The 12,781-nt window shown below is 70.9% G+C and carries 7 protein-coding genes; 6 read left to right on the plus strand and 1 reads right to left on the minus strand.

The features are described from left to right. The first annotated feature begins 57 nt into the window (after positions 1-57). The 4 genes from AB0B33_RS01015 to fxsT all read left to right on the plus strand — a co-directional run bounded on the left by AB0B33_RS01015 (position 58) and on the right by fxsT (position 7,848). Positions 58-972: a hypothetical protein gene (locus tag AB0B33_RS01015; RefSeq protein ID WP_360765247.1), complete on the plus strand. Its 915-nt coding sequence runs from the start codon at positions 58-60 to the stop codon at positions 970-972. 88 nt (positions 973-1,060) lie between these two features. Then, a complete protein-coding gene (locus AB0B33_RS01020) occupies positions 1,061-2,587 on the plus strand; it encodes a hypothetical protein (RefSeq protein WP_360765249.1) in 1,527 nt (508 codons plus the stop codon). Next, on the plus strand, positions 2,565-3,629 hold the full coding sequence (locus AB0B33_RS01025) for an AAA family ATPase (RefSeq protein WP_247018970.1): 1,065 nt from the start codon (positions 2,565-2,567) through the stop codon (positions 3,627-3,629). The genes AB0B33_RS01020 and AB0B33_RS01025 overlap by 23 nt, the downstream gene beginning before the upstream one ends. Position 3,630: 1 nt before the next feature. Beyond that, entirely contained in the window at positions 3,631-7,848 is a 4,218-nt protein-coding gene (fxsT, locus tag AB0B33_RS01030; protein WP_360765253.1) for an FxSxx-COOH system tetratricopeptide repeat protein, read from the plus strand. A gap of 4 nt (positions 7,849-7,852) precedes the next feature. On the opposite strand, the gene AB0B33_RS01035 is transcribed toward fxsT, so the two are convergent. After that, a complete protein-coding gene (locus AB0B33_RS01035) occupies positions 7,853-9,670 on the minus strand; it encodes an HEXXH motif-containing putative peptide modification protein (protein WP_360765256.1) in 1,818 nt (605 codons plus the stop codon). 593 nt (positions 9,671-10,263) lie between these two features. Between AB0B33_RS01035 and AB0B33_RS01040 the strand changes: the two genes are divergently transcribed. Both AB0B33_RS01040 and AB0B33_RS01045 read left to right on the plus strand, forming a co-directional pair. Further along, positions 10,264-11,706, plus strand: coding sequence for a hypothetical protein (locus AB0B33_RS01040; protein ID WP_360765259.1), 1,443 nt, complete (start codon positions 10,264-10,266; stop codon positions 11,704-11,706). A 73-nt stretch (positions 11,707-11,779) separates the two neighbouring features. After that, positions 11,780-12,781, plus strand: a complete 1,002-nt coding sequence (locus tag AB0B33_RS01045; RefSeq protein ID WP_360765261.1) for an AAA family ATPase — start codon at positions 11,780-11,782, stop codon at positions 12,779-12,781.

The following is a 12,781-nucleotide window of genomic DNA, read 5'->3' on the forward strand; positions in this document are numbered from 1 at the left end:
CATGGCCGAGTGTGCATACGTCTGGGACACTGGGTGCGGGACGTGGGGAGGTGGGTCGTGCATTCCTATGCGGCCGCGCTGCACCGGACGATCATGGCCGTGGACGTCGCCGGGTACAACAACCCGAGCCGCACCCTGGCCCACCTGCGAGAAGTCCACGAGGGCCTCTGGCGGGTCCTGCGCACGACGTTCGCCGAAACGGGCATCCCCTGGGACTCCTGCTACGTGGAGAACACGGGCGACGGCGCGATGATCCTGCTGCCCCCGGACATCGCCAAGGCGGACCTCGTGGCCCAGTTCCCGGCCCGGATGCGCGACGAACTGCGCCGCTACAACCACGTGCACGCGGAGGAGGCCCAGGTCCAGTTGCGCCTGGCCCTGCACGCGGGCGAAGTGGCGGAGGGCAGCCACGGCCGCGTCAGCAAGGCGGCGAGCTTCACGTTCCGCATCCTCGAAGCTCCGGAAGCGAAGGCGGCGCAGAAGGAGTCGAAGGCCGACCTGGTGCTGATCACTTCGGACCTGCTGTACGAGGAGGTCGTCGCCCAGGACGCGGCCGCCGACCCGGGAGCGTTCCGCCGCATCCCGGTGCAGGTGAAGTCCGGCGAACGGCCCGCGTGGGCGTGGCTGCGCGTGTTCGGCCGCGTGAACGGCGTGGTGGTGACCGCGCCGAAGGCGGCCGGCCGGGGGACCTTCCCGGCGTTGATCGACGCGCTGCTCGCCGTGCCCTGCGTGCGCAAACCGGAAAGCCGGCGGCTGCTGCTGGAACTGTTCCCCCGCCGGGAGATCGCCGACGTCGTGCCCTACCACGCCGAGGATCGCCTGCACGTCATCGCGCTGGCGCGCACGTGCCAGCGTTTCGACGGCGGCCTGGGGGAACTGCTCGACGCGGTCCGGACCATCGAGCCGGAATCCCCTCAGGTCACCGCGCTGGCCGCGATCATCGGCGATTGGCCGGAACACCGGCCGCACTGACGCTTGTCCAGCTTTTGCCCCTTTTTCCCCGGGTTCCGGTCGGTAAACTCACGGTCCCGAGCGCACGCCGGGGGAGGTGGTTCGTCACGTGTCGGCCGGTGAACGGGTTTACGGGCCCGGACGCGAGTTCCGCTACCGGCCGGGCACCACGGTCTCGGTCCGGGAAGCGATCGTCAACGTCCTCGCCGGAGCGGGTTTGGCCGTCGATCCCGCCGGCCGCGCGTTGCTGCTGCACCTGATCGACGACAACCTCGGTTCGCCGTTGGTGGTCCCGGATCAGGTGACCGGACGCGATCACCTGATCGAAGTCGTCAACGCCTGCGCGAAAGCGGATGGCGGAATGGTCGCGCTCGCCGACGCCGTCCGGATGATGCGGCCGGAGTCGCGCGAATCGGATCAGGTGCGGCGGCTGGTGGACCAGCCGCGCATGCACGACTTGCTGCCGGAACCGGAACTGTGGTGGCTCCGCGCCCGATTGCTCGGCGTCGTCCCGCCCCGGCTGAGCGCGCTGCTCCGGCGAGCGGCCGGATCGGCGGATCCCCCAATCGACGTCCGCGACGCCTGGGACGCCTTCTGCGCCCTTTCCGACTTCAACACCCCGCCGGACGGGTTGCCGCCCGCGCTCGCGTTCGTCGAATTCGTGGCCGGGAAAAGCCCGCCCGGGCTCGCCGGTGAACTGCGGCACTGGAATGCGGTGCAGGCACGGCGGTTGCAGGCCGAAGCGGGATTGGCCGCGTTGCGCGCGGAACGGGAGCCGGATTCGCCCGCCGACTCGCGGCTGCACCTGATGATCGTCGTCCAGCCCGACGGCATCGACCCGGGACGGCACCTGGTTTCCTACTGGCGCCAGGACGATCCGGAAGAATGGCCGCCCGCCCGCGGTGGTCTCGACACGGTGACCGGGGACCAGCTCGAGCGCCACGTCGACACGCTCGTCGTCGAAGCGGAAAACGCGTGGGCGGAGTACCGCGGCGAAGTCCGCCTCGAGTTCGTCCTGCCGAGGTCGTTGCTTAACCTGCCGGTGCACCTCTGGTGCAAAGAACACGAAACCGGCGATCCGCGGCCGTTGTTCCTCGATTACCCGATTGTCGTGCGGTCGCTGGAACGGATGCGTTCGCGGCATTGGCACCGGGCCTGGCGGCTGCGGTGGGAAGCGATGATGACCGATCCTTCGGCTGAACGGGTGTATTTCTGCACTTCCGAAGACACCGGTGAGCGGCACCGGCTCGACGCGATACTCAGTGAGGATCAATGGGTGGTCATGGTTCTCGCGGCCGCGCCGGCATCGCGGCCGAGACCGGGGGAAGACGAACTCGCGGCGGGATTGCGGTCCGGGCTCCCCGCACTACTATGGCATCCCGAGGCGTCGCTGGATCTCTTGCGAGAGGTGGTCACGTGGCTGGTCGAAGGCGGTGCTCTCGGCGACCTTCCCGCTCGCGTGCAGAAATCGCGGTGCGCCGCTTTTCGGAAAACGACCATTCCGCCGGACCTGAGCGTCGTCCGGAATCTGGTCGTCCTCTGGGACGATCCGGCGCGCGTGGTTTTCCTCGACAGCCCGCCGTTCCGGCCGGGCTCGCCACCCGGGAGCGCCGATGAACGAGGACGAGCATCCTGAACGGCCGCCGGGCTGGTGGGTCTACCGCGGCACCGGGATACCCGCACCCGAGCGGGCGGACCTGCTCCCGCCCCCGCCGCCGTGGCGCGAGTTCGACGGCGGGCCGTTGCTCGACGACGTGCCGGCGCCACCCGGCGACCGGGAAACGAAACGGCGGCTCGGCGGCGCCAGCACCGAATCGGTGCCGCGGGCCGACATCCACGAAGTCGACATGGTCAACGCCGCGCTCTACCTGCGCCGTCCCCTCCTCGTCACCGGCCGGCCGGGCAGCGGGAAGTCCAGCCTCGCCTTCCGGATCGCCCGTGAACTCGGGCTGGGCCGGGTCCTGCAGTGGCCGATCACTTCGCACACCACGCTGAAGACCGGGACGTACAGCTACGACGCCATCGGTCGCGCGCACGCCGCCGGCTCGCGGTCGGCGGCGGCCGGCAGCGGGGCAGGAGAAGTGGCGGAGCCGCCGATCGGCGACTTCGTGCGGCTCGGTGCGCTGGGCACCGCGTTCCTGCCCCGCCGGCGGCCGCGGGTGCTGCTCATCGACGAACTGGACAAGTCCGAAGAAGAATTGCCCAACGACCTGCTCAGCCTGTTCGAGGACGGCGAGTTCGAAATCCCCGAGCTGGTCCGGATGGCGCGGCGCACACCGGTGGTCGAGGTCTTCACGGCCGATCCCGATTCGACAGCGGAGATCATCGGCGGACAGGTGCGGTGCCACGCGTTCCCCATCGTCGTGATCACCAGCAACGGCGAACGCGACTTCCCGCCCGCGTTCCTGCGGCGCTGCCTGCGCTACGAGACCAAGGACCCGGACGTCGACCAGCTGGCCGCGATGGTCGCCGCGCACATGCTCGACCCGGCCGACGCCCACCGGTCGCGGATCATCGAAGAGTTCGTCAGGCGGAGCGAAGCGTTCGGCGGGCTGCCGGTCGACAAGCTGCTCGAAGCCGTCTACCTCGCCACTTCCGGGGCCTACCGCGAAAACGGCGCCTCCTGGGAGCAGCTGATGGACGCGCTGTGGCGGCAGCTGAACTCCTTGGTTTCCTGACGTGGCACCGGAGCCACCCGACGTCCCCACCGTCGCCGAGCTGAGCTGGAGCGAGGTGGGCGACGCCGTGTGGCTCGCGATGGCGATCGGGGACTCGGCACCGCGCGCCCACCCGGAGTTCGAGTCGCCGGACCCCGCGGTCGAAGAAGACGAACGAGCGCACGGTTTCCCGGAGCCGCCGGAAGAACCGGCCGGACCGGTGACCCCGCCGCTCGGCCGCCCACCCGACCGGATCGTCACCGCTTTGGCGAAGAGCACGGAAATCCTGGGGGCGTCCGGCGGAGCGGCGTCCGGCCCGGTCGGGTTCCTGCCGGAGGCCGCCGCGATCATCCGCGCGCTCCGCCCGCTCAAGCGGACCCGCCCTTCGCGCCACGAAGAAGACGTCGTCCTGGACGAAGAGCTGACCGCGGAAGACGCGGTGCAGGACGACCTCTGGCTCCCGCGCACGAAACCGGCCATGGTCCGCGGGCTGGACCTGACCGTCGTCGTCGACTCGAGTCCGTCGATGGCGCTGTGGCAGCCGACTGTGACCGCGTTCCTGACACTGCTCCGGCAGCTCGGCGCGTTCCGCTCGATCCAGGTGCGCCTGCTCGAAACCGGCAAGCGCGCGGACGACGGGGTGCCCGGGCCGGTGTTGCGGGGCGGCACTCCCGGCGCGCCCGAACGGCAGCCCGCCGAGCTGCTCGACCCGTCGGGCCGCCGTCTCCTGGTCGTGCTGACGGACGGGATGGGCGAGTCCTGGCACCAGGATTCGGTCGCTCCGCTGCTGGCCCAGTGGGGACGGACCATGCCGGTCGCGGTCGTCCAGGTGCTTCCGCAGCGGCTGTGGGGCCGGGCCGGGCCGCAGCTGCACCAGGCCAGGCTGACGACACCGGGCCCGTTCCGGCCGAACCGCCGTTACGGCCTCGAACTCCCGGACGCCTGGCTGACCGGCGAAGACCCGGAGACGGCGGGCGCCGGCGCGGTGCCGATCCCGGTCGTCGAACTGGATCCGCGCTGGCTCGGCTGGTGGGCGCGGACGATCAGCCGCGCGCAGCCGGACCCGGTGCAGGCGGTCGTGCTGCTGGCCCGGGCCCAGCCGCAGCCGGCCGAGGCGTGGGACGGGCCGGTGTTGTCGGCGCAGGACCAGGTGAAGCACTTCCACGGTGTCGCTTCGCCCCCGGCGTTCCGGCTGGCGACGTTGCTGGCCGCGGTCCCGGTCAGCCTGCCGATCGCCCGGTTCGTCCAGGCCGAAATGGTCCCCGACGCGGACACGGCCGACCTCGCGGAGGTGCTGGGCAGCGGCCTCCTCGACGTTCCGGCGACCCTCGAAGCGGGCCAGGGCTGGGACGAGCTCGTCTACGAATTCCCGCTCGCGGTCCGGGAAGCCCTGCTCGCCGCCGGCCGCCGATCCGACACGGTCCAGGTCGTCCGCGCCACCGGCGGCCGCTTCGGCGACCGGCACCCGGTCCTGCTCCGGGTCGCCGCGGCGCTGGAGGACCCCGAACACGCGCCACTGCCGGAAGCCGACACCGGCCTGGCCGCCGGCGTCGCACTCGAACGCGCGGTGATGCGGGCCCTGTCCGGCCCGTACGCCGGCCGCGCGGATCGCTTGCGCCACTGGGAATCCGAGCTGGGCGCGCAGGTGCCGGGCGAAGTGCCGGACCCCGGATCGACGACCGAGAACCTGGTCGCCGACGTCCACGAGGAAGCGGCGGACTCCCGCCAGCGAGTCCGCCAGCTGACCACGGACGCCCCGGCGGTCTGGGGCGCGGTACCGGCCCGCAACCCGGACTTCACCGGCCGCCAACGGCTTTTGGCCGCCTTGGCGCACGACCTCCACAACGGCGGCCGCGCGGTCCTCCACGGCATGGGCGGGCTCGGCAAGAGCCAGATAGCGACGGAGTACGTCTACCGCAACCTCGACCGCTACGACCTGGTGTGGTGGGTGAGTGCCGCACAGGAGACGCAGATCCGCGCGTCCCTCACGGAACTGGCCCGGCAACTGGACTTGCCCGGCGCGGCGGAGACGGTCACGGCGGTACCCGAGGTCCTCAAAGCTTTGGCCGACGGCGAGCCGTACCGCCGCTGGCTCCTGGTGTTCGATTCGGCGGACGACCCCGAAACGGCGCTGCCGTTCCTCCCGGCCGAGGGACCGGGCGAAATCCTGGTGACGACCCGGCACCCCGGCTGGCCGGACGTCTTCCCCGAGCCCATCGAGGTGGGTTCCTTCACGCGTGCGGAAAGTACGGAACTGCTGAGCTTGCACGACCGGCGGCTCGACGCGGACCAGGCCGACCGGATGGCGCGGCACCTCGCCGATCTGCCGCTCGCGCTCGCCCAGGCGGCCGCGCTGCGCACGGAAATCGCGTTGCCGGTGGACGAATACCTGCGCCGGTTCGACGACAAGACCGCCGAAATCCTCGCAACGTCGGCACCGACCGAGTACGAGGTGCACGTCGCGGCCGCGTGGAACGTCTCGTTCGACGAGCTCGGAACCCGCAACCCGGCCGCCCACCAGTTGCTGCAGGTTTGTGCTTTCTTCGCGCCGGAGCCGATTTCCCGGAGCCTCTTCACCGGAGTCCGGCGGCTGTCGATCGCACCGGAGCTCGACGCGGCCATGCGCGACCCCACCCAGCTCGACCAGGCCCTGCGCGACATCAACCGCTGGGGGCTGGCGAAGGTCGACCACCGGTCCGACACGCTCCGGCTGCACTGGCTGGTCCAGCTGGTGCTGCGCAACCGGATGAGCGACCAGCACCGCCGCGACATCCGCCACGGCGCGCACATGCTGCTCGCGAACCGCGACCCGGGCGACCCGGCGGCGGCCCGCCTCTGGCCGCAATACCACTTGGTGCTCCCGCACATCTACGCCGCGGAGCTGATCGACTGCGGTGACGACGAGGTGCGCACGCTCGTCATCAACCTGTTCAAATTCCTCTATTTCTGGGGCGACCACACCGGCGCGACGATGCTCGCCCAGCGGGTGGTGGACGCGTGGACGGACCGGTTCGGCGAAGCGGACGCGTTGACGCTGGAGGCGTCGGAACGGCTCGGCATCTTCCTGTGGGCACTGGGCCGGTACGAAGAAGCGGAGGTGATCAACAACCGCACCCTCCGGCTCTACCAGCAGAAGGAGACCACCGGACGCCGGTCGGAACAGACCTTGAACGCCCAGTTGGCCGTGGCCGCGGTGCTGAAGGCCCGTGGGGACTTCGCCGGCGCGCGCGAACTCAACCTGGCGACCTACCACGAGGCGGCCGCCGTCCTGGGCGGGAACGAACCGAAGACCTTGACCGCCGCCCACGATCTGGTCGTGTGCCTGCTCCTGACCGGCGAGTACGACGAAGCCCGGCGAATCGGCGAAGACACTTACGCGCGGCGCGCGGAAATCCTGGGGCCGGACAACGCTGCCACCATCAGCACGTTGAACATCCTGGCGATCTGCCGCCGGGAGGTCGGGGACTACACCCTCGCGCGGCTCGAACAGCAGAAGATCGTCGAGCGGGTCCGGCGGCTGGTCCGTGACGAAAACGCCGGCGTGGTCCGGCGGGAGCACCACCTCGCCGTGGCGCTGCGGAAGGACGGGCAGTACGAGGCCGCGTTGACCCTGTCGCGGAGCACGCTGGAACGCTTCCGGTCCCGCTACGGTCTCGGCAACCCGAACACCCTTCCGTGCGTGCTCGCGCATTCGATCGATCTGCGGTGCGTCGGGGATCTCGAAGCGGCGAGGAGCCTCGGGCAGCAGGCGGTCGACCTGTACCGGGCCAGCCTGGGCGACCGGCACCCGCACACCCTCGTCGCGCAGATCGACCTCGGCGTGACACTCCGGCTCCTGGGTGCCTCCTCAGCGGCGCGAGACCGGGATCGCAAGGCTTTCGTCGAATTGCGGAAAGCCCTCGGCGCCGACCACCCGCACACGATCGCCGCGGCCATCGACCTCGCGAACGACCGAGCCGCCGCCGGCACTCCGAAGTCGGCCGCCGGGCTGCTGGCCACGGACGCCGAAAGCCTGGCGCGAGCTCGTCGCGTCCTGGGCGAAGACCACCCGGTCACCCTGGCGGCCCAGCTCAACCGGGCGATCGACCTGCGCGCGGCCGGGCGGAACCGGGAAGCCGCGCTGCAGGAGCAGGACGTCGTGGCCCGCTACCGCCGGGTGCTCCGGGCGGATCACCCGGTGACGATGGCCGCCGAACACGGGGTGCGCGCCGTGTGCGACATCGACCCGACGCCCCTCTGACCGGTCAGCGGCCGGTGGCGAGCCAGCGCGCGACTTCTTCGGGGGCCGGCTCCGGGGCCGGTCGCCGCCGGATTCCGCGGAGCACGGCGCGGACGACTTCGGGGCGGCCGAGCAGGACGTCAGCGGCCGCCGGGTCGCCGGTCGTCCGCAGGGCGAGACCCAGTCCGATCAACGCCGCCGGTGCGTCCGGGGTTTCGCGCAGTCCGGTCCGGTACGCGTCGAGCGCGTCTTTTCCACGGCCGTCCACGAGGGCGAAGTCCGCTTCGGACGCGCCGGGCACGTCCTGCCAGAGGGCCCGGGCCCGGCGGCCACCGTCCTCGCCGAGGCGGACCCGCAGCAGGTCGGCGCGCGCGTTGGTCCAGTCGCCGTCCGGTTCGGTGACCAGTGTCGTGCCCACGCCGTCGATGCCCGGACCGGGCGCTGCGCTCAACCAGCCGTCGACGATCCGCTCGATCGCTTCCGGTTCCGGCCGGAGGTGGCGGAGCCGCCAGCCCGCGTGGTGGTCGGCGGCCATCAGCTCCGACCAGTGCGCTGCGGTCGCGAGCACGTCGTCGTCCTGCCACGTTCGGGCGCGCTCGGCGACGAGCGCGAGAAACCGCTGTCCCGGTTCGGTCAGTGCCTCGTCCGCGCAAACCGTGTCGAGGGTCCGCGTGACCTGGTGCCGCCAGTGGGCGTACTCGAACGCCGCCAGTTCGTCGTCCGGCCGGCGGGTGCTCAACGCGCGGTAGAACTCGGTGACCGCGAAGAAGGCGTAGATCCCGTGGATGACTCCGCCGAGCGGGCGGGGATCGTCACGCCACGGGGCGTAGAGCCGCTCGGACCGGTCTTCGGTGTGCAGCCGGACGAACTGCAGCAAACCGCCGAGCCGGATGTGCTGGAACTCGTGCACCAGCGCCGCGGCCAGCGTCACGGGGTCCTCGGGGCGGCAGATGAGTGCGCTGCCGAACGCCTCGCCGCTCGACGCGCTCGGCAGCCGGAACGGGAACCGCGGTCTCGGCACGATCGTGTCGAGACCGGCGGGAAGGGCGTCGGCGAAGTCCGGGAGCAGCCGGACGATCAAGTCCCAGGCCTGCTCGAGGAGGCCGCGCCAGGTGGTGAGGTCCGCGGGGTCCAGCCGGTCGGGCGCCGAGGGGCCGAAGAGCCCGCGGTAGGGGTCGACGTCGTCGAGCCGCACCGAGAGCCGCCGCCGTCCGGTACCCAGCTCCGCGGTGCGGATCCCGCGCCAGCCCGGTGCGTCGGCGGACGGATCGGCCGGCACCACGACGACCCGGTCGCCGGTCACGATCTCGATCCGGCCGCCCGCCGACTTCAGCTCGGCCGTCTCGGCGTCCGGGCGCCTGCCCAGCTGCGCGAGGCCGAGGGTGGGCAGGGCGACGTCCCCGTGCCACACCGGCACCTTCACCTGGAAGGTGCCGATCCGGGCCCGCACGGCGGCGGCCGCGGCCAGTGCGTGGACGTGTCCGATGTGGACCCACAGCGGGCGGGCGTCGGTGGTCAGCTGCCGGAGCAGGCGCGTCGTGTGCCCGGCCCAGCTGCCGGTGTAGGGGTGGGTGAGCACCTCGTCGAGCGCGGCCGGGTCGGTCTCCTGGGCGAGCACGAGCAGGTCCCACGCCCGTTCAGGGGACGGCAGCGGACCGCGGAGGGCCGGCATCGCCGCCACCTTGTCGATGATGTCCCGCAGGAGGAGGAGCCGGCGGCTGCGGTCCGCGGTCCGCAATCGCCGCACCAGGCCCGGGCCGCCTTCGGAACGCGCCAGAAGGTCGAACTCCGTCCAGGAGAAGGTGTGCATGACGGATTCGGGTGTGTTGCTTGAGGGGAGCACGATCAGTCCTTCGGGCAGCGGCTTACTCGACCCGTTTCGCTTCACTCCCGCTCGCCGTTACCGGGATGTGCGCGGCTCGTTCGGCGGCGTGACGCACCGACTTGCGCAAGGCCGCGGAGTCGAGTTTCCGCAGCTGGGACAGCGGAACCGCACTGAGGTCGAGGAGTTCGGATTCGATCTCCGGTCGCCTGTTGCCGCCCGGCGATCGCATCGCGATTTCCCCTTTCCCGAGAACCCGCTTGGAGGCGCGCGTAAGCTAGCACGCCCCTTCGATCACCCTTGCGAGGTGGCCTGCGAAGCTCACCTTACTCCGGACGGCGCAGGGGGTCCCGGCGTTTTTCACGGGCTGGAACCCCGGATGGCCGAAGCGTCGTGAAACGGCTTCCGGGGATGCCTGTTCCCCGGCCGTGACCGCAGAAGTTCGCACATGCGGTGGCCAGGCACGCTCTGTGTCATGTTTTTGCCCTTTTACGGTTACGCCGAACAGGTAAACTCACGATCTTCGGTGCGCTTCTCGGGGGTGGGAGGTGGTGCGGCAGGTGGCGGCGAGGCAGGGGCAGCCCGGCCCGGGTATCGCGGTCCGCCGGGCAGTGGTGGACGTGCTGGTGGTCGCAGGCTTCGCCGACGACAAATCCATCCGCACCCTCATGGTGGGCGAACTGCGCGAAGCGCTCGACCACCCGTTCACCTTTTCGGACCAGCTGACCGGCCGTGACCAGCTGATCGAAATCGTCTCCGCGTGCTGCCGCCTCCGCGAGGGGCTCACCGTGCTCGCGGGCGTGATCGAGTTCCTCCGCCCCGGCAGCAAGGAATGCGCCGAGGTCCGCGCCCTGGTTTCTTCGGTCAGGATGCACGAGGTCGTGCCGGAAGCCGAACAGGAGAAACTGCGGGAACGGCTGGCGGGTTTCGCGCCGCCGGGACTCGGGACGGCCGTGCGCCGCGCCGCTCGCTACGTCTCTCCGCCGCCGCGCTACGAAGACGCGTCGGCGGCCTTCTCCGGTCTTGCCGACTTCAACGCGGGTCCCGGGGAATTGCCGCCGCTGTTGATGTTCGTCGAACTGATCGCGGACGAGTGCGAACCCGCCCTCGCCGCGGAACTGCGCGCGTGGTCCGACGGGCAGGTCCGGCGGCTCCGGCTCCGGGACGCGCTGGACCAGCTGCGCGCAGAACTGACGGTGCCCCGGCCGGCACCGGGCCGGCTGTACCTCGTCGTGGTCGTGCGGCCGGATCCGATCGACGACGACCTGTACGAGTTGTCCTCGTGGCGGCAAGAAGATCCGGCGGACTGGCCGCCCGCCTGCGGCGAGACGGTGCGGGTCCGCGAGAGCCAGCTGGAGCGCCACGTCGACGTGCTGGTGGCCGAGGCCGAAGAGGCCTGGTCCGAGGTGGTGGCCGACGTGGTGGTCGAATTCGTCCTGCCGCGTGCCTTGTTGAACCTGCCGGTGCACGCGTGGGCCACGGAGCGCGCTTCCGGTTCACCCAAACCGTTGTACCTCAGTTACCCGACCGTGGTGCGTTCGCTGGAACGGATGAGCTCGCCGCGCTGGCACCGCGTGTGGCGGCAGCGTTGGGAGTCCTGGACTCGTGATCCTTCGTTCGAACGGGTGTATTTCTGTAGCGCCGATGACAGTCCCGATCGACTTCGGCTGGAGGCTGTTTTGAGCAATCGGCAATGGGCGATGGCGGTGCTCACCGAATCGCCGCCGGTCAGGGCGACATCGGGCGGGGACGAGCTTTTGCCGGCGTTGCGAGCGGGGGTCCCGGTCATCGTCTGGCACCCGTCGGCCTCTTCGGAAGTCGTACGCGAAGTGGTAGCCTGGCTAGCCGAAAGCCGTGGCGGATTGGGGGATTTGCCCGCGCTGGCGAGGGAGTCTCGACTGGAAGCTCTTCGGAATCCGCCGTCCCCGGGCGATGGTGGTGTACTCACGGACCTGGTGGTGCTATGGGACGACCCGAATCGGTTGCTTCCCCTCGGCGAAACCGGGATCATCGGGCACCTCGAAGGAGGTGCCGATTCGCGTGACCGAGCTTCCTGACACCCGGATCGGTGCGTCACAGCATCCGGACAGTCCGCCCGATTGGTGGATTTACCGTGGTACCGGCCGTCCGTTGCACGACATCAGGCTGGCCGACCGGCTGCCGGCCCCACCGCCGTGGCGGACCTTTCGGGGAGCCGTGCTTCCCGAGCGCGACGTCTTCCCGCCCGACGACGGGGAAGTCGAGCGCAAGCTGGGCACGGAGCTCAGCTACTCCGCGCGGACCGTTGACGAGCACGAAGTCGAGATGGTCAACGCGGCGCTGTACCTCCGCCGTCCGTTGCTGGTCACCGGCAGGCCGGGGAGCGGCAAGTCGAGCCTGGCCTACCGGATTTCCCGGGAACTGGGACTCGGCCGGGTGCTCCGCTGGCCGATCACTTCGCAGACCACGCTCAAGTCCGGCCTCTACGACTACGACGCGATCGGCCGGGTCCAGGCCGCGGCCGCGTGGAAGGAACTCGCCGCCTCCGGCGCGGGAACCCCGGGCGAGGTCCCGATCGGCGAGTTCGTCCGGCTGGGTGAGCTGGGCACGGCGTTCCTCCCGCGCAGGCTGCCGCGGGTGCTCCTGATCGACGAGCTGGACAAGTCCGAATCGGATCTGCCGCACGACCTCCTCGGGTTGTTCGAAGACGGCGAATTCGCGGTCCCCGAGCTGGCCCGGGACGCGCGGCGCTCGGTGCGGGCCGAGGTGTTCACGGCGGATCCGGGGTACAAGGCCGAAATCGAGCACGGCCGGGTCCGGTGCGCGGCGTTCCCCGTCGTCGTCATCACCAGCAACGGTGAGCGGGAATTCCCGCCCGCGTTCCTGCGCCGGTGCCTGCGGCTGGAAACCCGGGAGCCGGACGCCGACCAGCTCGCGGCGATGGTCGCCGCGCACGCCATCGACCCGGACGGCCACCGGGCCGCGCTGATCGAAGACTTCGTCACCCGCAGCGCGACGGTGGGCGGCCTGCCGGCCGACAAACTGCTCGACGCGATCTTCCTGGCGACCTCCGGCGCCTACCGGCCCGAGACCGACGCCTGGCCACGCCTGGTCGATTCGCTGTGGCGCCAGCTCAACCCGCAGGGGCCGTGA

This window comes from Amycolatopsis sp. NPDC049159, assembly GCF_040648295.1.
Lineage (GTDB): Bacteria > Actinomycetota > Actinomycetes > Mycobacteriales > Pseudonocardiaceae > Amycolatopsis > Amycolatopsis pretoriensis_A.